Origin of the sequence: Polyangium sp. y55x31, assembly GCF_029946505.1 — a bacterium.
Classification (GTDB): Bacteria; Myxococcota_A; Polyangia; order Polyangiales; family Polyangiaceae; genus Polyangium.
On record NZ_JARZHG010000033.1, the window covers coordinates 53,507 to 74,723 of the forward strand.

Genomic DNA, 21,217 nt, shown 5'->3' on the forward strand with positions numbered 1-21,217 from the left:
TACGGGGCGAACGCTCAGTACCCGTAATCGGTGACGACCTTCTTCGTCACGCTCTTCTTCGTGGATGGCGCTTGCGTGGTCGCGGTGGGCGCGGCGGCGCTCGACGTCGCGGCGGGTTTGGCCCCGGCGCCTTCCGAGGACGCGGCGGAGGCGCTCGGCGGAGGCGCAGGCGTGGCCACCGAGGCCGAGGGCGCCGGAGCGGTCTTTTCGGGCTCGGGCGTGGAGGCGGGCGCGGCGGCGGCGCTCGGCGGGAGCTCGGTCGGCCGGGAGTTGCCACGCAGCAGCATGTACGCCCCGCCGGCCGACACGGCGACCACGGCCGCGAGGCTCGCCGCGACGACCCCTCCCTTGCGTTTGCCCGCGGGCACCGACGTGCGCTCGCTCTGCGCCCACGTTTGCCGCGTCTGCGAGGCGCTGTTCGGCGACGAACCCGGCCCGAGCGTGCTGCTCGGCGGGCCGGCGACGGCGGCCGCCCCGAGCGGCGTCGAGACCGGCGGAGGCTCGGGCGTGGCCACGCTGGACGGCGGCGGCGTCAAGGACAGCTCGGAGACCGAGGCGAGCGGCGAACGCTTGAGCTGCCCGGCCGCGCGTTTCTCTTCCCATGCGAGGAGCGCGGCGCGGAACTCGGCGGCGTTCTGGAAGCGCGCGGCCGGGTCGCGGTGCATGCCCTTGACCACGATGCCGCAGATCTCGTCGTCGAGCAGCGGGCTCACGGACTTCGGGTGCGGCTGCGGCTCGAAGACGATCTTGAACATCAGCTCGGCGAACGTCTCGCCGCGGAACGGCACCTGGCCCGTGAGCATCTCGTAGAGCATCACGGTGACGGTGTAGAGGTCGCTGCGCTCGTCGACCGAGCTCGCGGCGCGCGCCTGCTCGGGGCTCATGTAGAAGGGCGTGCCCATCACGACGCCCGTGCGCGTGTGCTGCGCGGCATCGCCGGACATGCCGGAAAACTTCGAGATGCCGAAGTCGAGGATCTTCACCCAGTCGTCGTGCCCGGCCCTCTTCTTCTGGAGGAAGACGTTGTCGGGCTTGAGGTCGCGATGGATGATGCCCGCGGCGTGCGCGGCCTCGAGGCCGTCGAGGATCTGACGGAAGAGCTCGACGATCTTGTCGATCGAGATCCGCCCGCGCTTGGCGCGCTCCTTCAGCGTCTCGCCCTCGAGCAGCTCCATCACCATGAAGCGATCGCCCGCCTCGGTGGTGCCCATGTCGAGGACCTCGACGATGTGATCGGAGCCGATCTGCCCGGCCGCCTGGGCCTCGCGTTCGAAGCGCATGAGCGCGTCGCCGTGCAGCTCCGTCGCCGCGCGCGAGAGGACCTTGATCGCGACCTGGCGCTTCACCCGCAGGTTCTCGGCGACGTACACGACGCCCATCCCGCCGCGCCCGAGCATGCGGACGATGCGGTATTTCCCGTCGATGATCGCGCCTTCTTCGAGCTTCATCGGGTCCTGCCGGAGGGAGCGACCCCCACCACGCACGTGCCGCCCGAGCAGACGTAGCCGGTGACGCAATCTGCGTTCACCGCGCAAGTCGTCTTGCAGGACGTCGTACCGCAGACGTAGGGACTACAGGACTTCGTGCCGTTGTCGACACACGTGCCGGACCCGCTACACGTGTCGGCCGTGCTCTCGACGCCGTTCGTGCAGCTCGCCGCGACGCACACCGTGCCCGACGTGTAGAGCTGGCAAATGCCGGCGGCGCAGAAGCCCGTCGTGCCGCAGGTCGAGGCCGCCGCGGCGGCGCACTCGTTGTCCGGATCGGCGCCGGTCGCGATGTTGCCGCAGACGCCGCTCACGCCGCTGCCCTTCTTCGCCGCCGAGCACGCCTGGCAGAGGCCCGTGCACGCCGTGGCGCAGCAGACGCCGTCGACGCAGAAGCCGCTCGCGCACTCGTTCGAGGCGGCGCACGCCGCGGCCGTGTTCTTCTTCGCGACGCAGCCTAGCGCCCCCGCGCAGTAGAAGCTCGACGCGCAGTCCGCGTCGGAGGCGCACGTGAGGTTGCAGGAGGCCATGCTGCAGGCGTAGGGGCTGCAGGGCGTCGTGCCGCCGTCGATGCACGCGCCCATGCCGTTGCACGTGTCGGCCTTCACGAGCGTCGAGCCCATGCACGACGCCGCGACGCACGCGGTGCCCGCGGGGTAGAGCTGGCAGCTCCCCGTGCCGCTGCAAAAGCCGTTCGTTCCGCACGTCACGACGCTCTGCTCGCTGCACTCGTTATCCGGATCGGTGCCGACCAGGATCACGCCGCAGGTGCCGTCGGTCGTGCCGCCGCCCTTCTTGGTCTTCGAGCAGGCCTGGCAGAGGCCGGAGCAGGTGGTGTCGCAGCAGACGCCGTCGACGCAGAAGTTGCTCTGGCACTCGTTCGCCTGCGTGCAAACCGCGCCGAGGGGCTTTTTCGTGCCGCAGACGCCGTTCACGCAGGCGCTCCCCGCGGTGCAGTCGTTGTCGCCCACGCACGCTTGCTTGCAGCTCCCGGCGCCGCAGACGTAAGGCGCGCAGGTCTTCGTGCCGCCGTCGACGCACGTGCCCATGCCGTTGCAGGTGTCGGCGTTCGTCTGCGTCGAGCCCGTGCAGCTCGACGCGACGCAGACCGTGCCCGCGGCGTAAAGCTGGCAGGCGCTCGCGCCGTTGCAGACGCCGTTCGTCCCGCACGAGGACGCGCCTTGATCGAGGCACTCGCTGTCCGGATCCATGCCGGCCGCGATGGGCCCACAGACGCCGTTCGCGCCCGTGCCCTTCTTCAAGGTCGAGCACGCCTGGCAGGTGCCGCCGCAGGCCGTGTTGCAGCAGACGCCGTCGACGCAGAAGCCGCTCGCGCACTCGTTCGCGCCGCCGCAGCTCGCGGCCGCCATCTTCTTCGGCACGCACGCGCCCGCGGCGCAGTACTGGCCCGAGGCGCACTGGAGATCGACCGCGCACATCGAGGCGCACACGTCGCCGCTGCACGCGTACGGCGCGCAGCTCGCCGTGCCCTGATCGACGCAGCTCCCCGCGCCGTCGCAGGTGTCGGGGTTCGTCTGCACGCCGGCCGCGCAGCCGCCCTGCCCGCAGATCGTGCCCGCGACGTAGTAACGGCAGGCGCCCTCCCCGTCGCACGCGCCGTCGGTCCCGCACGAGCCCGCGCCCTGATCGAGGCAATCGCCGTGGGGATCGGTGCCCCCGAGCGACGCCGCGCACGTGCCGTTCGCGCCGCCCGTGAGCGCCGCGCTGCAAGCCACGCATGCGCCGTCGCAGGCCTCGTTGCAGCAGATGCCGTCCGCACAGAAGCCGCTCTGGCACTGGTTCGACTTGAGCGGCTGGCACGCCTCGCCCACGGCCTTCTTGTCGAGGCATTGGCCGGTGGCGTTGTCGCAGTATTTTCCGGACGCGCAGTCGCCGTCGTTGCCGCAGTCGGTCGCGCAGACGTTGCCCTTGCAGGCGTTCGGCGCGCAATCGACCGTGCCCGTCTCCACGCACGCCCCTTCGCCGTCGCAGGTCTTCGCGAGCGTTTTGGTTTGTCCGACGCAGGTCTGCGCCGCACACTCGGTCCCGACCGCGTAGAGCGCGCACGCGCGGCTCCCGTCGCACGAGCCATTACGCCCGCACGACGACGCGCCGTCGTCGGGGCACTCGCTCTCGGGATCGATGCCCGCGAGCACGGGCGCGCAGATGCCGTTCGGCTGCCCCGTATGCGCCGCGCTGCACGCCTCGCACGTCCCAGCGCACGCGCCGTCGCAGCAGACGTTGTCCACACAGAAGCCGGATCCACACGCGAGATCGTCGCTGCACGGCTCGCCGATCGCGCCGCCGCCTTGCCCGCCCGCGCCGCCGAGGCCGCCTTGGCCGCCCTGCCCTGCCGCGCCGCCGTCGCCCGCGTCGGGAGGCCCCTTGCCGTACGGCCGATCGGGCGAGACGCACCCGTACGTGAGCAGCAGGATCGACAGCGAAACGAGGACGATCATCCACGCCCGCCCCCGTCGCGCGATGCGCGAGCTGCGCTTGGGGCGGGGCCCGAGGGCCGGGCCGGAGACGTGGACGGACATCCTGGGCATCCTACGAGCAGATGCCTTTCGCTCGCAAGACGCGTCGACGCGCCGCGGCTTGCATTCGTGAGGGCCTCGGCGGATGCTCGCTCCTGCGATGTCGAAGCTCCCCCTCGCCGCGCCCTGGAAAACGCCTCTCCCCTGCGGCCGAGCGCCGCTCGTGCTCCTCGGACTCCTCGGCCTCGCCGGGTGCGGCGGCCCGGACCCAGGCGCGCAACCCGAGGGCTGGGATTCGGCGGTCGTGATGCGCCCGGCGGTCGACAGGAACGCCGACCCTCGGACGTTCGAGATGGACCTCGAAGCGCGCATCGAGGAGCTCGAGCTGCGCGCCGGCACGAAGACGCCCGCGTGGACCTACGACGGCAGCATCCCGGGGCCGTTCGTGCGGGCGAACGTGGGCGATCGGCTGATCGTGCATTTCCGCAACGCACTGCCCGAGCCGACGACGATCCACTGGCACGGGTTGCGAATCCCGGCGGCGATGGACGGGGCGGCGGGGCACAGCCAGCCGGAGATCCAGCCGGGCGAGACGTTCACCTACGATTTCGTGCTGCCGGACGCGGGCCTGTACTGGTACCACCCGCACGTGCATTCGGCCGCGCAGCTCGGATTCGGCCTCTACGGCGGGCTGCTCGTCGACGACCCGACCGAGCCCGCGGACATCGGCGACGAGCTCGTCCTCGTGCTCTCGGACATCGCGATCAAAGACGACGGCTCGCTCCAGGATCCGCAGACGGGCCTCGATTTCGGCACGCTCTTCGGGCGCGAGGGGGATCTCTTGCTCGTGAATGGGAAGAAGAACCCGGTGATCGAGGCGCGCGCGGGTCGAAGGCAGCGCTGGCGGATCGTGAACGCCGCGAAGAGCCGATATTTCCAGCTCGCGATGAAGGAGCACACGTTCACGCGCATCGGCGGCGACGGCGGCTTCATGGAAAAACCCGTGGAGTCCGCGGCCCTCGTGCTCACGCCGGGCGAACGCGCCGACGTGATGGTCGTGCCGCGCGGCGCGCCCGGATCGACGCTCTCGGTGCGCTGGGTGCCCTACGATCGCGGCTATGGGACGACGTTCAATCGGCCCGAGGAAGAGGTCTTCCGGGTGCACCTCTCGGACGAGGCCGCGGTCACGGAGACGCCGCGGCCGAAGACGGATCGCGTGATCACGCCGCTGGATCTCACCGGCGCCACGCCCGTCGCGCTGGAGCTCACGCAAGGCGAGATCGACGGCAAGATGGTGATGGGCATCAACGGCGTGCCCTCGTGGGAGGCAGCGCCGATCCCGGGGATGGTGGGCGAGACGCAGGTGTGGACCGTGAAAAACACGATGGATTTCGCCCACCCGTTCCATTTGCACGGCTTCTTCTTCCAGCCGCTCGACGCGTCGCTCGCCCCGCTCCACCCGATGGAGTGGAAAGACACGGTCAACGTGCCCGTCGACGGAACGGGCCGCTTCGCCGTGCGATACGATGATCGGCCGGGGATGTGGATGTTTCATTGCCACATCCTCGATCACGCCGACGCCGGGATGATGGGCGTGCTCGATCTGCAAGGCGGATCCGGCTCTTCTTCGCACTGACGGGCCGGCCGCCCTCCACGACTTCGTCGGCGCCCTCCACGACCTCGTCGGCGCCCTCCACCACCTCGTCGACGCCCTCCGCGACCTCGTCGGCGCCCTCCGCGACTTCGTCGGCGCCCTCCACGACCTCGTCGGCGCCCTCCACGACCGCGTCGGCGCCCTCCACGACCTCGTCGACGCCCTCCGCGACCTCGTCGGCGCCCTCCACGACCGCGTCGGCGCCCTCCACGACCTCGTCGACCCCTCCCGACGACTTCGTCGACACCCGACGACGACTTCGTCGACCCCTCCCGACGACTTCGTCGACGAAAACCGGGGACCCCTGTCCAAGCGTGGTAAGTTCGACCTCGATGCGCGGACCTCGCTCCCCTCGGATGATGGGCATGCTCGATCTGCAAGGCCGCTCCCACACGGGCCACTGAAATGCGCCGCGCGGGCATGTCGCTCCCGGAGCTCGCCGCGTTCGAGGCCGCGCGGGCGCAGGGCTTTTCCGAGGCCGCAATCGTCACGGCCCAAGGGCTCGACCAGAACAAACTCCGGCCCGCGCTCACCCAGTGGAAAATCACGCTCGCCGGGGACGCTGCCCTCCGCGCCACATACGAAATCGAGCTCGCGCAGGCCGAAGATCGCCTCACCCGACGCGTACCCCCGCTGGACGAAAACCTCGAAGCCTGGGTGGCCTTTCTCGCCGCCTACGCGGCCCATCCTGCGCCCTTCACGCTCCTCCGCGACCTCGGCCTCGCCCTGCCCGATCTCTCACGCCTCGGCCGCCTCTGGGCGCGCCGCCTCGACGCCGCCCCCGCACTCCGCGACCGCGCCGCGCGCCTCGCCGCCGACGGCCCGCCCCGCGCCCTGCCCGCCGTCCGGCCGGCCGAGCCCATCCTCGTGCCCCCGAAGGTCGCGCGCCCCGAGCCCCCAACCACAGTCCCCGCTCCGCCTCCCCGCGTCGAGCCCGAGCCGCGCCTCCCGCCCCCCGCGCTCACACTCGAACAACACGCATCCTTGACCGTCGAGCTCGCCATGGCCCCGGACAAACGTGCCGAGATCCTCGCGCGATACCGGATCACGCCCGAGCAAAAATCCGAGCTCGATCGGCACTACGAGCGCCTCGTCCAGAGAGACGCATCGAAACACGCCGCATGGCACGCAGCCTATCGCACCTATCACGCCTGGCTCGTCTCCACAGGCCCACGGCCTTGAGCTTGTGCCTCAGGCGTCTCCTCGTGGATGATGGCTCGCACCGATGCGCAGCCGCCCCGACGTCACCGTGTACCTCGACCCGTCCCAGCCGAGCACCGGCGACACACTCCGCGTCCACGTTCAACTGAAATCCAAGACCGAGACGCCCTTCGACGCGATCGACGTCGAGCTCGTAGGCCGCGAGTCGCGCTACAAGCGCACGGCCAACACCGGCAAGACCTCCACCCGCAAATACCATCGCCGCGAGAGCCTGAGGCTCGGGAAACGTTTTCCCGCGGGCGTCCTCCAACCAGGGACGTGGGAGCAAGCAATCGACTTCCCGCTGCCCCCCGACATCCCGCCCACCTTCCGCAGCGCATACAGCACGATCGAGTACGACCTCTCCGTCCACGTGCACATCCCCTGGTGGCCCGATCGGCACGAGACCTACGTCGTCCCGGTCCGTCTCCCCGCCGCGCCCGCAAGAGCCCCGCAGCCAAAGGTCTTCACGAGCCAGGCCGGCGAGCATCGCGGCGAAGATCCCGTGATCGAGCTCTCCCTCGAAGATCAATGCCTGCCCCTCGGAGGCTCCCTCGCAGGCGCCGTCGCGATCACGGGCCTCGGCAATCGCAAGCTCCGGCGCGTCGAGGTCGCGACGAGCAGCGTGGAGACGCCCATGGTCGAGAGCGACGCCGCCGCCGCCGAGATCGAGCGGCGCACATTCAAGCTCTTCGAAGGCACGCCCGAAGAAGGCGCATCGCTCCCCTTCCGCATCGCCATCCCCAAGGATCTCCCGCCCACCTTCGTCTCGCCCTACATCCTCGTGGACCACGCCGTCGAGGTCGTCGCCGTCGTCGCCTTCGGCCGCGATCTCTCCCTGCGCGTGCCCGTCCGAATCGAGCGCCAGCACGGCGAGCGCCCAGAAGCGAAGGGTCTTCCACTCGTCGGCAAGCAGCGGCACCTGTCGGTATGGCGCGCATGCGCCGATTCAGCCCGCGCCGCAGGATACACCGTGGTCGACTTCGATCCCGATCAAGCGGTGCTCGTCCTCGACGTGCGAGGCATCCACGTCGAAGTCACAGAAGAGCACCGCGAGGGGCTCGGCCCATGCGTCGTCGCCGAGCTCTCATTCCCGTCACTCGGCCTCGATCTACGGCTCGCCGAGCGTCGATGGACCGATTTCGGCGCAAAACTGCCAGGCCTCGACAGCCGTCTCGCAAAGCGCTTCACCGTGCGGGCGCGCGAGGCCTCGCAAGCGACGAGCCTGCTCGGCACCGAGGTGCGCGACGCAATCGAGGTCTTCGACGAGGCAGCACTCGACGACGAGCACGCAGTCGTCGTGCAAAAAGGCGGCGTCTACCAGGTCTCAGGCCTCGAACGGTTCCTCGCACGGGCCCACATGCTCGCCCACCGCCTGGCAAAGGCATTCTCCACAATGCTCCCGCCCGCCGCGCTCGCCCCAGCCCTGCCCGCCTACCAGCAGTTCGCCGAGCAACGCGGCGCGCGTCTCCGGGTCGGCGATCTCGCACTCGAAGGCTTCTCCCGCGCAGGAATCGCAATGTCGCTCGATCACCGCTGGGAGGAAGCCCATCCCGCCGAGTCCCGGCTCTGGTCACCGCGCCCCGAGCGAGATCTACCAGCCTCCTGGAGCGAGACGCTCACAAAGGCCACAGGGCGGGAGCCCCTGCTCGAAGCGACCCGCCTCGGCATTCGCCTGCCACTCGTGCAGGACCCCGAGGAGGTGCTCGCCACAGCCGACGCATTCGCCGCCGCAGTGGCTGCGATTTCGGGTGCGACGAGCCTCGGGCCGTACCGCTGAGCGCGGGGCGTTGCCCCGCACCCCAGCAGGGGGCTGTCCGCCCCCTGCACCCCGGACCAGGCACGGCCTGGACCGAAGGCGGAAGAACTGCGCGATGCGCAGTTCTTCCGACGGGCCGGTGGCAAGACCACACGCGGCGTTGCCAAGCGAGACGGCGGCGCTGCGGTGCCTGGTGGCAGCGTCTTCCCTGTCGACAGCGCGCATCGCGCGCTGTCGCCACGGGTCCAGCGCTTGCGCTGGTCCGGGTGCAGGGGCGGACAGCCCCTGCTCGGGTCCGGGGTGAAACCCCGGCGCGACGCTGTGGTGGCAAAGCCGCGCGTCAGGGCGCGGGCGGCCGCGCGGAGCGTTCGACGGCGGCGAGCTCGATGGCTCGCAAGAGCTCCACGCTTCGTGTATCGCCTGGTGTGGCGTCGACGAGCTTGCGGGCGTGGTGCTTTGCTTCCTCGAGGATGCCGAAGCGCATCGTCAGGAGGGCGAGGTTCCGGCGCGCGGCTGTGAGGTTTGGATCGGCGCGTAGTGCGGCGAGGTATCGCTCGCGGGCGCGGTTGTAGTCGTTTTTCTTGTCCGCGATGATCCCTAGATCGAAGAGCGCTTCTGCGTCGTTCGGGGCTTCTTTGGGGATTGGCGCGAGGACCTTTTCTGCGCCTTCGAGGTCGTTCTCGCGGATGAGCAGCGCGCCGAGCAGCACCGCTGCGTCACGACCGACGCCGCGATCGTGTGCCCGCCGGGCGGAGGCGACTGCTTCTGATGGTAGGCCTTGCTGATCGAGCGCCAGTGCGAGTGCGTAGTCGACGAGCGGCTCGCTCCCGTCCACGAGCGCCGCGCGTGCGACTTCCTCGGCTCGTTTCCCCTCGCCGTTCGATGCGAGTGCGGCGGCGAGCGCGGCTTGCGCGAGTGCATCGGCCGGGCATGTGCCCACTGCGGCCTGCGCGGCGTCGAGCGCGCGGGGGGTGTCTCGCAGGTGCAGCATGACGAACACGCGGCGCGAGGCGCAGGCGCAGCTCGTGGGCTTCAGCGTGAGACATCGATCGACGACGGCGAGCGCGGCGGCGTGATCCCGTGCGCGCGCGTGGGGCTCGGTGATCATGTCGAGGGCGCGCCGTGCGTCGCCGTCGCGGAGCACGGTCTGCCACCACATTTGCGGCGTCGAGAAGAGCCACTCGGCCGAAGCGCCGAAAAGGACGACGCCGAGCGCCACGACGGCGGACGCGACGAGGCGCTCGTTCTTGCGCGGAGCCACGAGGGCGGCGCACGCGGCGAGGCCCGTCCACAAGGGCACGGCCACGAAAAGCACGCCGCGGCCGAGCGGCGCGCGGGGACCGCGGAAGTACGCGCCGACGACGAGGGACACGACGACCGAGAGGACGAGCGCGCCGGCCGCGATTCTGGCTTCGGGCGAGCGGACGCGGGCGGCGAGGCGGAGCGCGCCGAAGACCACGGTGGCGAGCACGACGGCCGCGACGAGCGCGCTTGCGATCGAGCTGGGCGCGGGCTCGGGTGCGAAGAGTGGCGGCGCGATCGCCAGGGCGAACGCGTGCGCCGCGCGCGTGATCGTTTCTACGAGGATCGAAAGGATGGACACGACGAACGAGGGCGCCCGTCGTTCAGTTGGTCACCATGACCCAGCCGTTGATCGCGTCGTTCGAGTTCAGCGCGGTGGCCGACACGTTTCGCACGCAGAACCCGACGTTGTACGTCCCTGCCGCGAGGCCCGACACCGTGCCCGCTGCGGCATAGGGCGCGCGCGCCGAGATGCTCGCGGCGGAGGTGTACGAGGCTGGGTAGAATGTGACGAGCGGGCCTGCGCCGGACTGGTAACAGAGGCCAAAACCCACCGACGTGGCCGAGCCCGAGCTCGTCCCGAGGATGGCCACCGCCGATCCCGTGATCCGCTGCCCCGCGGCGACGGTCACGCTGACCGGCGTCGCGGCCCACGCGAATGCGAGCGAGCTCCCGTTGACCGTCATGCCCGACGCGTCGAGGCTCGTGATCGACACGACGCCCGTCGCGCCCGTCGCGCCCTTCGGACCCGTCGCGCCGGTATCGCCCTTTGGACCCTGCGAACCCGTCGCGCCGGTATCACCCTTTGGACCCTGTGGGCCCATCGCGCCGGTATCACCCTTTGGACCCTGTGGGCCCATCGCGCCGGTATCGCCCTTCGGACCCTGCGGACCCGTCGCGCCCGTCGCGCCCGTCGTACCTTTGGGGCCTTGCGGACCCGTCGCGCCCGTCGCGCCGACTGGACCTTGTGGACCCTCGGGACCCACGAGCCCTGTCGGATCGCCGACCCACTTGCCCGTCCCGTCGATCACGATCGTCCCGTTGACCCAGACCGACGTCGGGTGGATGTCGCCGACCGCGTCTCCTGCGACCATCGCGTAGGGCACGCTCTGTACCGGGGCGCGCGGCGTCATCTCGGGATCGTCGCCGACCGTCACGCCGAGATAACGCACCGAGCCGTCGAACACCTTGTCGAACGGGGTGATCGTCCCGAGGTTGGCCGAGAAATACCCCTCCTCGAACGTGATCTCGTGCGACTCGGACCAGATCGGCTGGACCGCCTCGGGCTCGGCATAGAGGGCGAACTTCACCTTGAGCGTGCCATTCACCGGGGCATTGTCGGCGTCGTAGAGCCGCCCCTGGTGGGTGACGGTCTGCGGCACCGCGGCCTCTGCGGTGAGGGCGCCGGCAGCGAGCGCGAAAGCGCAGGCCGAAGCCGAGATCAGGCGCGTGATCATCCCGTTGCTCATGGCAAGCTCCCGTTCGCTCCAATGAGTCCGCCCTGCATCCGATAGCTGGGCGATGTCGTCTTCGACTGGTTCTGCGTGGGCTGCCCGAGCGTGAAGACCATCCTGTAGCTCGGGCTCTTCATCACGTCGCCGGCGCTCACGGTCTCGTTGCCGGGAGGCCCTGGTGGGACGGGAGGCCTTCCGCCGGCGCCGCCGTCGCCTCCGGTGCCGCCGCTGCCGCCGCCGCCGCCCGTGCCCGCCGTGGATCCGGGCGTCGTCGAGGACGAGCCGTCGCCGCACGCCGCGACCATCCCCAAAAGGAGCAGCGCCGAAAGATAGAGAGCCCCGTGTTTCATCCGGTTCATGGATGGCCTCGCGGTGAACGCCTCCGGGTGAGCATTAAACAGCCGTTCAGACTGGAAAGACAAGCGTGATTTTCAGCTAAGCTCCGCCTTCGTGACAGGGTTCATCGCTCCCTCGAGGCGGCCACCGATACCCGGCTCGGCCCTCGCCGCCGCCCTCCTCCTCCTCGCCGCGTGCCCTGCCGCCGCCGCCGACGCCCCCCGAAACACCGACGCGCCGGCCGCCACGAAAACCGACGCGCCGCCCGCCCCCGAAGCCTCGCCGCGTCCCCCGCCGTCGAGCACCCGCAAAGGCCTCGCCGTCGCGGGATCCTTCGTCCCCGGCGCGCTCGTGCATGGCACCGGACACCTCGTCCTCGGCCATACCCGCACCGGCCTCGTGCTCCTCGGCACCGAGGGCGTCGGGGTTGGGCTCATGGTCGCCGGGCTCGGCGGCGCGGCCGTGACCGGCGCCACCCGCAGGTTCATCGGCCCGATCATCCTCGGCACCGTCACCGGCGCCGCGTTCTTTTTCCTCTCGGCCCTCGCCGACGTCTACGGCGTCCTCGCGCCCGAGGGCGGCACCGGCAGCCCACCGGTCTACCTCCCCTGGGTCGAGACCCAGCTCGGCGTCACCTTCGTCCACGACCCGAACTTCGCCTACAACGCCTTCCTCACGCCCGGCGCCGATCTCCGCGCGGGCTCGTTTCGCCTCTCCGCGCTCGGCTTCTTCGCGCTCGACGACACCAACACCCGGACGCGCATCGCCGCCGCGTATCGCTTCTTCGGCCCGCGCCCCCGGACGAGCGAGTGCGCGCGCGACGGCTCGTACCTCGACGTCGAGTTCGCCCTGACGAACCACAGCTACGGCACCGAGGGTTTTTCCGTCACCACGGGCGAGGTGAACCTCCTCGGCCGCCTCGATCTCGCCCGCATCGGCCCCACGCTACGCGGCTCCTTCGCCGAGCTCGGCCTCGGCCTCGCGTATGCCGCGCATCGGTATCCGGGCATCGGCGTCGAGGCGAACGATCTGCTCACCCCGCGCATGGCGTTCGGCATGTACCTCGGCCACAGCGGATATCCGCGCGGCGAGGCCATGGCTTATTACGAGCACCGCCACGACGGCTTGGCCGGCGGGCTGAAGGTCCCTGGCCTCGGCAGCGGCATCGCCGGGGCTTTCGGGGCCCAGACCAGGCTCTTCTTCACGCCCCGCTGGGGCGCGTTCTTCGATGTGCAGGGCGGCTCGGCGCTCGTCGGCCGCGCTTCGCTCCTCTTCCGGTACGGAGGCAACCCGTGAAGCCCACGCAATCGTTCTTCGCCGCGCTCCTCCTCGCCTCCGCGGCGCCGCTCTTCACCTCCTGCCTCGACGTCGCCGAGGGCCGCGCCCGCCGTGATCTCGACGTCGGCCGCGCCGCGCAGGGCGACGTCGGCGTCGAGGTCGCCGAGGGCCTCGCGGCCGTTCGTCGCCTCGGCGCCCGCGAGCTTCACCTCTGGGCCTCCGCGCCCACGCTCTCGATCCGCTTGACCACGGGCGCCGCGGGCGGGGGCACGTGGAACGTTCGTATCGAAAACCTCCTCCCCGACGCGGAGCTCGTCGCCGAAACGAAGGCCGGCGCGCCCCTCGACGTCGCGATCGCCGACACGCCTTTCCCCACGGAGCGCACCTTCCGCCTCGAGCTCCCGGCGAACGACGAGATCACGCTCTCCCTCCGCGCGCCCGATCGGGCCTTGCTCACGCCATGGCGGTTCGCCGTCTTCGCCGACGTCCAGGAGGCCATCGACGGCGTCCAGGACATCTACACGAAGATGAACGCGACGCCGAACATCCGCTTCGCGCTCATCAGCGGCGATCTCACCTCGCAGGGCACGGTCGAGCAGCTCGAGACCTTCCAGCGCGAGATGAAGGCCCTCGCCTTCCCTTGTTACTCGACGCTCGGCAACCACGAGCTCGGCACGCGGGACGACCTCTACCACGAGTATTTCGGCCGCGGGAACTACACCTTCGATTTCCGGGGGGTTCGCTTCACGCTCCTCGACTCGGCGAGCGCCACGCTCGATCCCTTGGTCTACACGTGGCTCGACGGATGGCTCGAGGGCAGCCGGGATCGTTTGCACGTCGTCACGATGCACATCGTGCCCATCGATCCCGTTGGCTCCCGCAACGGCTCGTTTGCGAGCCGGGCCGAGGCCGACAAGCTCCTCTCACAGCTCGCGCGGGGCGGGGTCGACCTCACGTTTTATGGGCACATCCATTCGTATTACGCGTTCGAGAACGCGGGCATCCCGGCGCACATCACGGGCGGCGGCGGCGCGATCCCGGAGCGCATGGATGGCATCGGCCGGCATTTCCTCACGGTCGACGTGATCCCGCCGGGCGTGTTCGAGCAGGTGGCCATCGTTCGCGTCGATTGATCGCGCGAACAAAAAGAAAAAGCGCCTACTCGACGGCGGGGGGGGGAACCGGAGCAGGCGCTCGCGTAGGAGTAGAGCAACCCGTATACCAACCTCGGGATCCTCCTGATCCGCGAAGATCCGCGCCGGATCGACCTCGCGGCATCGCAATCTTGAAAGGATGCGTTGCATCCGTGCGAGGCGTCCTCGCCCCGGCCAAACGTCAGCAATGCTGATTACATTATCTGACGATGGATAAAAAAAGAGCGCCTACTCGACGGTGGGGGGGGGACCGGAGCAGGCGCTCGCCCATCCCTAGGAGCAACCCTTGGGCCAATGGGATCGATTCGTCCTTTCCGATACTTACCTACCACCCACCCCCCATGCATCGCAATTCTGCAATCCACGGCGATCAATTCTGCATTGGCAGAACGTGCTTGTTATCACCAATAGCAGGATTCCAACGTGTTCTATCGCCCCGCGTCATGAGGAATGCAGCCGTTCAGAGCGGATACGGCAAGGTCGCGCCGAGCACGGTCACGAGCAGCAGCACAATGGGGAACAGGACGAGGAATACGATGAACGTGTAGCCCATCACGTCGCGCGCTCGCAGACCGAACAGGCCCAGGATCGGCAACATCCAGAACGGCTGCACCAGGTTCGCCAGCGCCTCGCCGAGATCGTAGACGGCCACCATCCACCCGAGGTGCACCTTCAGATCGTGCGCCGCCTGCATCACGTACGGCGCCTCGATCACCCATTTCGACCCCCCGCTCGGCACGAACACCCCGAGCACGGCCGAGTACACCGCCACGATCGCCGGATACGTCCGGGGCGTCGACAGCCCCACGAAAAACCCCGCGATCGCCTCGTTGAGGTGCGTCTTGACGATCAACGCCGCGATCCCCGCGTAAAACGGGAACTGCAGGATCACGCCCCACACGCCCGGCGTCGCCTCCTTCACCGCGCGCATCAGCCGCGCCGGCGTCCCGTGCAAGAGCACCCCGAGCGTCAGGAAGATCAGGTTCACCGTGTTGAGGTTGAGCGCATTGAGCCCCTGCCCGCTCGACGCGAAGTACCCCACGAGGTAGCCGCCCGAAAGAAGCACGAACAGCACGCTCGGGATGGGCGAATGTTCGAGCCACTCCCCCGGCGTCGCCTTCCGCGGCGGCTCGTCGGCTTCGAGCGGGGATTGCCCGAGATCGATGCCGAGATCCGAAGCGCTCCGCGCCCGCGCGGCCGACGGCGCGTAGAAATACACGAGCGCCGTCACGACGACGATCTCGACCACGACGGACACGAGGCTCTGCCACAGGAAAATCGTGCTCGACAGCGGAATCACGCCGCCCGGCACCTTCCCGCCCGCCTCCACGATCGCGCGTGTCGCCGGCTGCATCGCGCTCGGCGTCGCCATCTGCAGCGCCGCGCTCCCGCTGAGCCCCTGCGCCCAGATGCTCCCGAGCCCGAGGAACGCGCTCGCGGCCACCGCACGATAATCGACGCCGCGCACGCGCCGCGCCGTCTCCTTCGCGAGCATCGCGCTGAAGATCAGCGAAAACCCCCAGTTGAACCACGACGAGAGCATCGCGAAGAGCGCGACCCACGCGATCGCGACCTGCGGCGAACGCGGCACGGAGGCGAGCGCGCGGATGAGCCGGTACACGGGCCGCGTCGTCGCGACCACGTACCCCGTGATGATCACGAGCGCCATCTGCAGCGTGAATGGGATGAGCTCCCAGAACCCGCCGCCCCAGATCGCCGCGACCTCTGCGGCGGCGCTCGCCGCGCCCCGCTTCTGCGACAAACTCACCCACGCGGCGATCACCACGAGGAACGTGGCCACGAGCGCGAACACGAACGCGTCGGGGATCCACCGCTCGGCCCACGCGGTGAACCGCGCCGCGACCCGCTCGAGCGCGCCCGCGGGCGGCTCTCCGTCGGACGGCAGAGGAGCTTTCGGCTTGTCGAGGGAGCTCGGCAGCTCGGCACCGGACATGCGGCGCAGGGTACTCGCCTCGTGCGTGGATGTCGCTGTTCTTCCCGCGGTTCCGTGGTTCGCGTCGCGCTTCCGTTTGACGATGGCGCCGGCGACGTGCGAGCAATCTGCCGATGGCATCGGCAGGCAAGCCCCGCGGCGAGCGGCGCACCTTCATCGAGGAGGCGCGTCGCGCCCAGATCATCGAGTGTACGATCGCCGTGCTCGCCAGCCACGGGTACGCGCACGCGTCGCTCGCGACGATCGCCGAGCGGGCGGGGATCAGCAAGGGCGTCATCTCGTATTACTTCGATGGGAAAGAAGACCTGATCGCGCAGGTGCACGCCGAGACGATGATGCTCGTCACGAAGCTCGTCCTGCCTGCGGTGGCGACGGAGGTACGCGCGTCGGACAAGCTGCGCGTTTACATCGAGGGCAGCATCGCGTTCGTGGAGACACACGCGGCGCATGCCACGGCGCTGCTCGAGATCTGGAACGGCCTGCGTACGCCGGAGGGCCGTCCTGCCTTCGACGCTCGTTCGCACGAGCCGGGCCTCGAGTTCCTGGAGGGCATCATGCGCCAGGGCCAGAAAGACGGTGAGTTCCGCCCGTTCGTGCCGCGTATCATGGCCCTCGCGATCCGCGGCGCGATCGACTGCGTCTTGCTCCAGCGGGTCGCTTATGGTGACAAGGTCGACCTACGCGAAGCCGCGCGCGAACTCGTCGCGCTCTTCGACGCGGCGATGCGAGACGTTTCGGGGCCACGCCCGACGAGCGCCGCGCCGCCGCCTAAGGCGCGTCGTGGGCGTCGATGAACGTCGAGATGCCATCACGGAGCATCGGGTCGATGATCGTCGTGAGATGCGTCCGACCCGGCACGATCACGGTCTCGAGGTTCGGTAGCTCCCGCCGGAGCCGCGACGTGGTGGAGTAGGGCTTGTCGAATTGTCCGATGATCGAGAAGACCGGAAACTCGATTGCGCGCAGATCGATCGACGGCGGCCACCACGTGCCGTGTCCCGTCACGATCGCTTCCACGACGAGCGGGTCCGGCGGATCGCCTGCTCCTGCCAATTCGAGGAGCTTTTCCTCTTCGGGATCGGTCCCCTCTGGGTCCATCGCCTCGGCCGCCGCTCGGAGGGCCTCATCCGTCTCCTCGATGCCCATGGCGCCGATCGTCGCCGTGAGGAATCGATCCGGCGCGCGGCGCATCAATCCAATCGTGATCGCTCCTCCCATCGAGTAGCCGCCGATGTGGGCGCGAGGGATGTCGAGGTGATCGAGCAGCTCGATCACGTCCGTCAACATGCGTTCGCCGTACGCCGAAGCGTCTTTCGGCTTGTCGCTCTGGCCGTGCCCCCGCTGATCGAGCAGCACGACCCGATGACGCGACGCGAGCGCGCTCGAGATCCCGGGCGCAATCCAGTTCCCCTGCGCCGAGCCCAGAAAGCCGTGCAAGAGCACGACGGGGGAACCGGTCCCTGCATACTCCACGTAATGCAGCTCGACACCGTCGCTCGCCGTGAACGAGTGATCGACCGGCTCGCTCGACATCGGCGGGGGCTCCGGTTCGTCCGCGTCTTCGACGGTACAACCGAGCAGCGAAGAAGCAGCGACCGTGAACACAAGCAGCAAGATTTTCGACATAAGGATCCTCCCAAGGAGATGGTCCGGCGCGTCCCGGACGCGTGCCGCGCGCGCACGACGCCATCACCCGAAAGCGAATTTCGAGCCGTCTGACCAAAGAATGCGGATGCAGCGTCGACGACGGCACGCACGTTTGCCGCGCGCCGAAAGGACACGACGTCCTCCGATCCGTCGACGACGCCAATCATGAGCCAGCGGGCGCGTATTGTCCAGTCGATTAATAAATTGACCTAGCGGTCAACTTTTAGGATACCCGGCGAACACTCGCCCGCACCGACGGGCCCAGCCCCAGCCCCCATGACCCGAGCACGCCCGCATGAGGCGGCGAACGTTCGGCTTGTCAACGTATCCCCTGTGCGGCACGTTGCCTTCGAGCTGGAGGCAGCAAGACGTGGCCGTTCAATTCAACCACACCATCATCCTCTCGCGCGACCGTGAGAAATCCGCTCAATTCCTGGCCGAAATCCTCGGACTTTCGGTGGGCCGGCCGTTCGGGCCGTTCCTGCCCGTCGTCACCGCCAATGGTGTCACGCTGGATTTCCTGACCGTCGGCACCGACATCCCGATGCAGCACTACGCCTTCCTCGTCTCCGAGGAAGAGTTCGATCGGATCCTCGCCCGCCTCGTGCAGCAAAAGGTCCCCATTTGGGCCGATCCGCACGGCCAGGAGCCGGGCCGGATCAACCGCAACGACGGCGGGCGTGGCGTCTATTTCCTGGATCCCTCGGGCCACGGCATGGAGGCGTTCACCCGCCCGTACGGCAGCGATCCGTCGTCCCCGCTGCACGGCGTCACGGAAGAGGTCCCAGGCGCCGCGGTTTCGGACAAATTCCCTCGCTGACCGCGCCCTGCAGCTCTTCGGACATGGGGAAACCTCACTGCCTCACGAGCTCGTAGACCTCGCTCCCGAGCCCATCCACGGCGAGGTGCACGATGGTCCCGTCATCGCCCACCAGAAAGCCGTCGGCGCCTTCGAACACGACGCCGTGAAAATCGACGCGGAAAGGCAGCCCGAGCCGCTCGCTCGTCCGTTTGTCCTTGTCAACCTTCATGCCGCGTGACGCTCGCACCTCCAGCCGGAAGGGCTCCGGATCATGGCCGAGCGAGGGCATCGGCGCGAGCCGGCTCAGACCGCTCTTCGAGCACGGGCTCGTCGACGTGCTCGCCGGCGTCGTGGGCTGGGCGCAGGACGTGAGCGCGACAAGAAAAACGCCGAGCCATGGAGAGAGGTGAGCCGGAGGTGTCATCGTTTGCCCCGTCTCCGGGGAACCAGGACACCGACCTCCTGTCAATGAAAAAACGTTAATGTTCGTCGTGCTCGTCGCCCGCGCGTTCCGCCTCCAAAAAGCGTGACGCGCGACGGGCCGTGATCCAAGTCTCGGGAACTTCGGGCGTCCAACCACGCTCGGAGTCCCTCGATGCCGCCCGCACGCCTGCTCGCCTTCCTCGCCCCGCTCCTCGTCGTCTCCTGCAACCGCAGCTCCGCGCCCCCGCCCCCCGAACAAGTCGCCGCCCCGGCTCCGCTCGGGCTCGCGCGCCAGAACCTCGAAACCGTCCTCCTCGAAGGCGTCCCGCACGTACGGCAAAAGCCCGATTTCTGCGGCGAGGCTTGCGTCTCCATGGCCCTCGCGCGGCTCGGTCGCCCGCTCGATCAGGACGAAATCTTCGCGAGGACCGGCCTCGATCCTGCGCTCGGCCGCGGCGCCTACACGGCCGAGCTCAAGCAGGCCGTCGAGGCCGTCGGCTTCGACCCGGGGCCCGTCTGGATCCGCATCGACACCACGAAGGCCGACGAAGCGCTCGGGGCCGAGCTCGCCGCGCTCCACGCCGATCTCCAGAAAGGCATCCCCTCGATCGTCTGCATGCATTACGACGAGACGCCCACGACCACGGAGCATTTTCGCCTCGTCGTCGGCTATGACTCCTCGCGCGACGAAATCATCTATCACGAGCCCGCCGAGGACGCGGGCGCGTATCGCCGCATGTCGCGGTCGCGGTTCCTCGCGCTCTGGCCGCTCAAATACAACAAGGACGCGTGGACCGCGATCCGGCTGCGCCTCGCCCCGCGTGATCTCGAGCTCGCCAAGGCGGCGCCGCGCAAAGCCGGTTTTTCCCCGGCCGATTACGCGCAAAAGGTGATGGAGGTCAAGGCGAAGACCTCGCGCCTGCGCGGCACGTTCACCGTCCTCGTCGAGCCCCCGTTCGTCGTCGTCGGCGACGGCCCCGAGCCCCACGTGCGCAGGGGCGCCGAGGGCACCGTCCGCTGGGCGACCGAGAAACTCAAGAAAGACTATTTCACCAAGGACCCGTCGCGCATCCTCGTCGTGTGGCTCTTCAAGGACGCGGCGAGCTACGAGCGCAATGCCATCACGCTCTTCGGCGAGAAGCCGACGACGCCGTACGGGTATTACACCTCGAAACACGGCGCCCTCGTCATGAACATCGCGACGGGCGGCGGCACGCTCGTGCACGAGATCGTGCACCCGTTCATCGAGGCGAACTTCCCCGACTGCCCGCCCTGGTTCAACGAGGGCCTCGGCTCGCTCTACGAGCAGAGCGGCGAGGAGGACGGCCGGATCTACGGCTACACGAACTGGCGCCTGCGCGGCCTGCAATCGGCGATCGCCGAGAACCGCGTCCCCTCGATCCGCGCGCTCACCGCGATGAACGACGACGCGTTTTACGAGGGCGATTACGGCGTCCATTACGCCGCCTCGCGTTACCTGCTGCATTACCTTCAGGACAAGGGCCTGCTCGTCCGTTATTACCACGCGTTCCGCGAGAACCGGGCCAAGGACCCGACGGGCTACGACACCCTCCGCCGCGTGCTCGGCGAGGACGACATGGCGGCCTTCAAGAAGCGCTGGGAGACCTACGTGCTCGGGCTCTCGTTCCCGTGAAGGATCACGGCGCGGGGAGCGGGTTCGAGCACGTCTCACGGACGATGTGGAGCTCGTAGGGCACGACGATCGCGGTCACGTGATCGATGTCGGTGGTCGGTAGCTCCCAGATGGAAGACGTCGGGCTCATGCTCGGCTGCCCGCAGCCCTCGGAGCACGTCCCCGAGCGGGTGATCGTGTGGACCTCCTTTTGCGGCTCCGGCACCAGGACCACGACGCTCCCGTCGGGCTTCGTGGCGAAATGATACTTCATCTCCTGCTCACAGCCGCAGCTCGATCCGATCAAGCAATACGACCCATGAAACTGAACGCGATCGCCGGGCCTCCGTTGCACGAGCCCGCCCGCGTTCGGCAGGAAGCGCTCCTTGTACGGCGGCTCGGGCTTCGGTTGCCCTTCGGGCGTGTACGCGGGCTCGTGCCCGCCAGAATCCGCCCCGTAGCCGATGAATTGCGCGGTGACAGGCGTGAGGCTCCGCCGCTTGTACTGATGCGCGAGCGATTCCTGAAGGCTCTTCTGGGCCTCCACCGCATACTCCGCGCGGAGCTGTTTTCCGTCTGCGCAACCTGCACAAAGGCCGAGGACGGCGGCGAGCGTGATGGCTCTCATGATGCTTGCCACTTCGCCCGACCCGCGTC

16 protein-coding genes and 1 pseudogene are annotated in these 21,217 nt (G+C 68.9%); 8 read left to right on the plus strand and 9 right to left on the minus strand.

Translation table 11 applies throughout. The features are described from left to right. Positions 1–14: 14 nt before the first annotated feature. Complete coding sequence (locus QHF84_RS38185) at positions 15–1,448, minus strand: serine/threonine-protein kinase (protein WP_281318476.1); 1,434 nt, start codon at positions 1,446–1,448, stop codon at positions 15–17. Then, positions 1,445–4,027: a hypothetical protein gene (locus tag QHF84_RS38190; protein WP_281318477.1), complete on the minus strand. Its 2,583-nt coding sequence runs from the start codon at positions 4,025–4,027 to the stop codon at positions 1,445–1,447. The genes QHF84_RS38185 and QHF84_RS38190 overlap by 4 nt, the downstream gene beginning before the upstream one ends. Positions 4,028–4,124: 97 nt before the next feature. On the opposite strand from QHF84_RS38190, the gene QHF84_RS38195 reads away from it, so the two are divergent. From QHF84_RS38195 to QHF84_RS38205, 3 genes are all read left to right on the plus strand, one after another. After that, the gene (locus QHF84_RS38195; protein WP_281318478.1) at positions 4,125–5,600 is read left to right on the plus strand and encodes a multicopper oxidase family protein; all 1,476 of its coding nucleotides are present in this window, start codon (positions 4,125–4,127) and stop codon (positions 5,598–5,600) included. A 438-nt stretch (positions 5,601–6,038) separates the two neighbouring features. After that, positions 6,039–6,800, plus strand: a complete 762-nt coding sequence (locus tag QHF84_RS38200; protein ID WP_281318479.1) for a hypothetical protein — start codon at positions 6,039–6,041, stop codon at positions 6,798–6,800. A gap of 43 nt (positions 6,801–6,843) precedes the next feature. Then, complete coding sequence (locus tag QHF84_RS38205) at positions 6,844–8,598, plus strand: hypothetical protein (protein ID WP_281318480.1); 1,755 nt, start codon at positions 6,844–6,846, stop codon at positions 8,596–8,598. 319 nt (positions 8,599–8,917) lie between these two features. Here the strand turns inward: QHF84_RS38205 and QHF84_RS38210 are convergent, their stop codons facing one another. The 3 genes and pseudogenes from QHF84_RS38210 to QHF84_RS38220 form a co-directional block, all read right to left on the minus strand. Continuing rightward, complete coding sequence (locus tag QHF84_RS38210) at positions 8,918–10,180, minus strand: tetratricopeptide repeat protein (protein ID WP_281318481.1); 1,263 nt, start codon at positions 10,178–10,180, stop codon at positions 8,918–8,920. A gap of 418 nt (positions 10,181–10,598) precedes the next feature. Continuing rightward, a pseudogene (locus QHF84_RS50315) lies at positions 10,599–10,877 on the minus strand (hypothetical protein); the annotation flags it as partial. Positions 10,878–11,344: 467 nt separating this feature from the next. Beyond that, entirely contained in the window at positions 11,345–11,692 is a 348-nt protein-coding gene (locus tag QHF84_RS38220; RefSeq protein ID WP_281318483.1) for a hypothetical protein, read from the minus strand. 91 nt (positions 11,693–11,783) lie between these two features. Between QHF84_RS38220 and QHF84_RS38225 the strand changes: the two genes are divergently transcribed. Both QHF84_RS38225 and QHF84_RS38230 read left to right on the plus strand, forming a co-directional pair. After that, positions 11,784–12,965, plus strand: a complete 1,182-nt coding sequence (locus QHF84_RS38225; RefSeq protein WP_281318484.1) for a hypothetical protein — start codon at positions 11,784–11,786, stop codon at positions 12,963–12,965. Next, complete coding sequence (locus QHF84_RS38230) at positions 12,962–14,080, plus strand: metallophosphoesterase (RefSeq protein WP_281318485.1); 1,119 nt, start codon at positions 12,962–12,964, stop codon at positions 14,078–14,080. The genes QHF84_RS38225 and QHF84_RS38230 overlap by 4 nt, the downstream gene beginning before the upstream one ends. A gap of 481 nt (positions 14,081–14,561) precedes the next feature. On the opposite strand, the gene QHF84_RS38235 is transcribed toward QHF84_RS38230, so the two are convergent. Further along, on the minus strand, positions 14,562–16,055 hold the full coding sequence (locus QHF84_RS38235; protein WP_281318486.1) for a TIGR00366 family protein: 1,494 nt from the start codon (positions 16,053–16,055) through the stop codon (positions 14,562–14,564). A gap of 113 nt (positions 16,056–16,168) precedes the next feature. On the opposite strand from QHF84_RS38235, the gene QHF84_RS38240 reads away from it, so the two are divergent. After that, entirely contained in the window at positions 16,169–16,849 is a 681-nt protein-coding gene (locus QHF84_RS38240) for a TetR/AcrR family transcriptional regulator (protein ID WP_281318487.1), read from the plus strand. On the opposite strand, the gene QHF84_RS38245 is transcribed toward QHF84_RS38240, so the two are convergent. Continuing rightward, positions 16,824–17,681: an alpha/beta hydrolase gene (locus tag QHF84_RS38245; RefSeq protein WP_281318488.1), complete on the minus strand. Its 858-nt coding sequence runs from the start codon at positions 17,679–17,681 to the stop codon at positions 16,824–16,826. The two genes, QHF84_RS38240 and QHF84_RS38245, sit on opposite strands and share 26 nt — an antisense overlap. A gap of 391 nt (positions 17,682–18,072) precedes the next feature. Here QHF84_RS38245 and QHF84_RS38250 point away from each other — a divergent pair, with 391 nt between their 5' ends. After that, positions 18,073–18,522: a VOC family protein gene (locus tag QHF84_RS38250; protein WP_281318489.1), complete on the plus strand. Its 450-nt coding sequence runs from the start codon at positions 18,073–18,075 to the stop codon at positions 18,520–18,522. Between the two features lie 34 nt (positions 18,523–18,556). On the opposite strand, the gene QHF84_RS38255 is transcribed toward QHF84_RS38250, so the two are convergent. After that, positions 18,557–18,928, minus strand: coding sequence for a hypothetical protein (locus QHF84_RS38255; RefSeq protein WP_281318490.1), 372 nt, complete (start codon positions 18,926–18,928; stop codon positions 18,557–18,559). A gap of 171 nt (positions 18,929–19,099) precedes the next feature. On the opposite strand from QHF84_RS38255, the gene QHF84_RS38260 reads away from it, so the two are divergent. Beyond that, the gene (locus tag QHF84_RS38260; RefSeq protein WP_281318491.1) at positions 19,100–20,581 is read left to right on the plus strand and encodes a C39 family peptidase; all 1,482 of its coding nucleotides are present in this window, start codon (positions 19,100–19,102) and stop codon (positions 20,579–20,581) included. A gap of 4 nt (positions 20,582–20,585) precedes the next feature. On the opposite strand, the gene QHF84_RS38265 is transcribed toward QHF84_RS38260, so the two are convergent. After that, complete coding sequence (locus QHF84_RS38265) at positions 20,586–21,188, minus strand: hypothetical protein (RefSeq protein ID WP_281318492.1); 603 nt, start codon at positions 21,186–21,188, stop codon at positions 20,586–20,588. Positions 21,189–21,217: the final 29 nt, after the last annotated feature.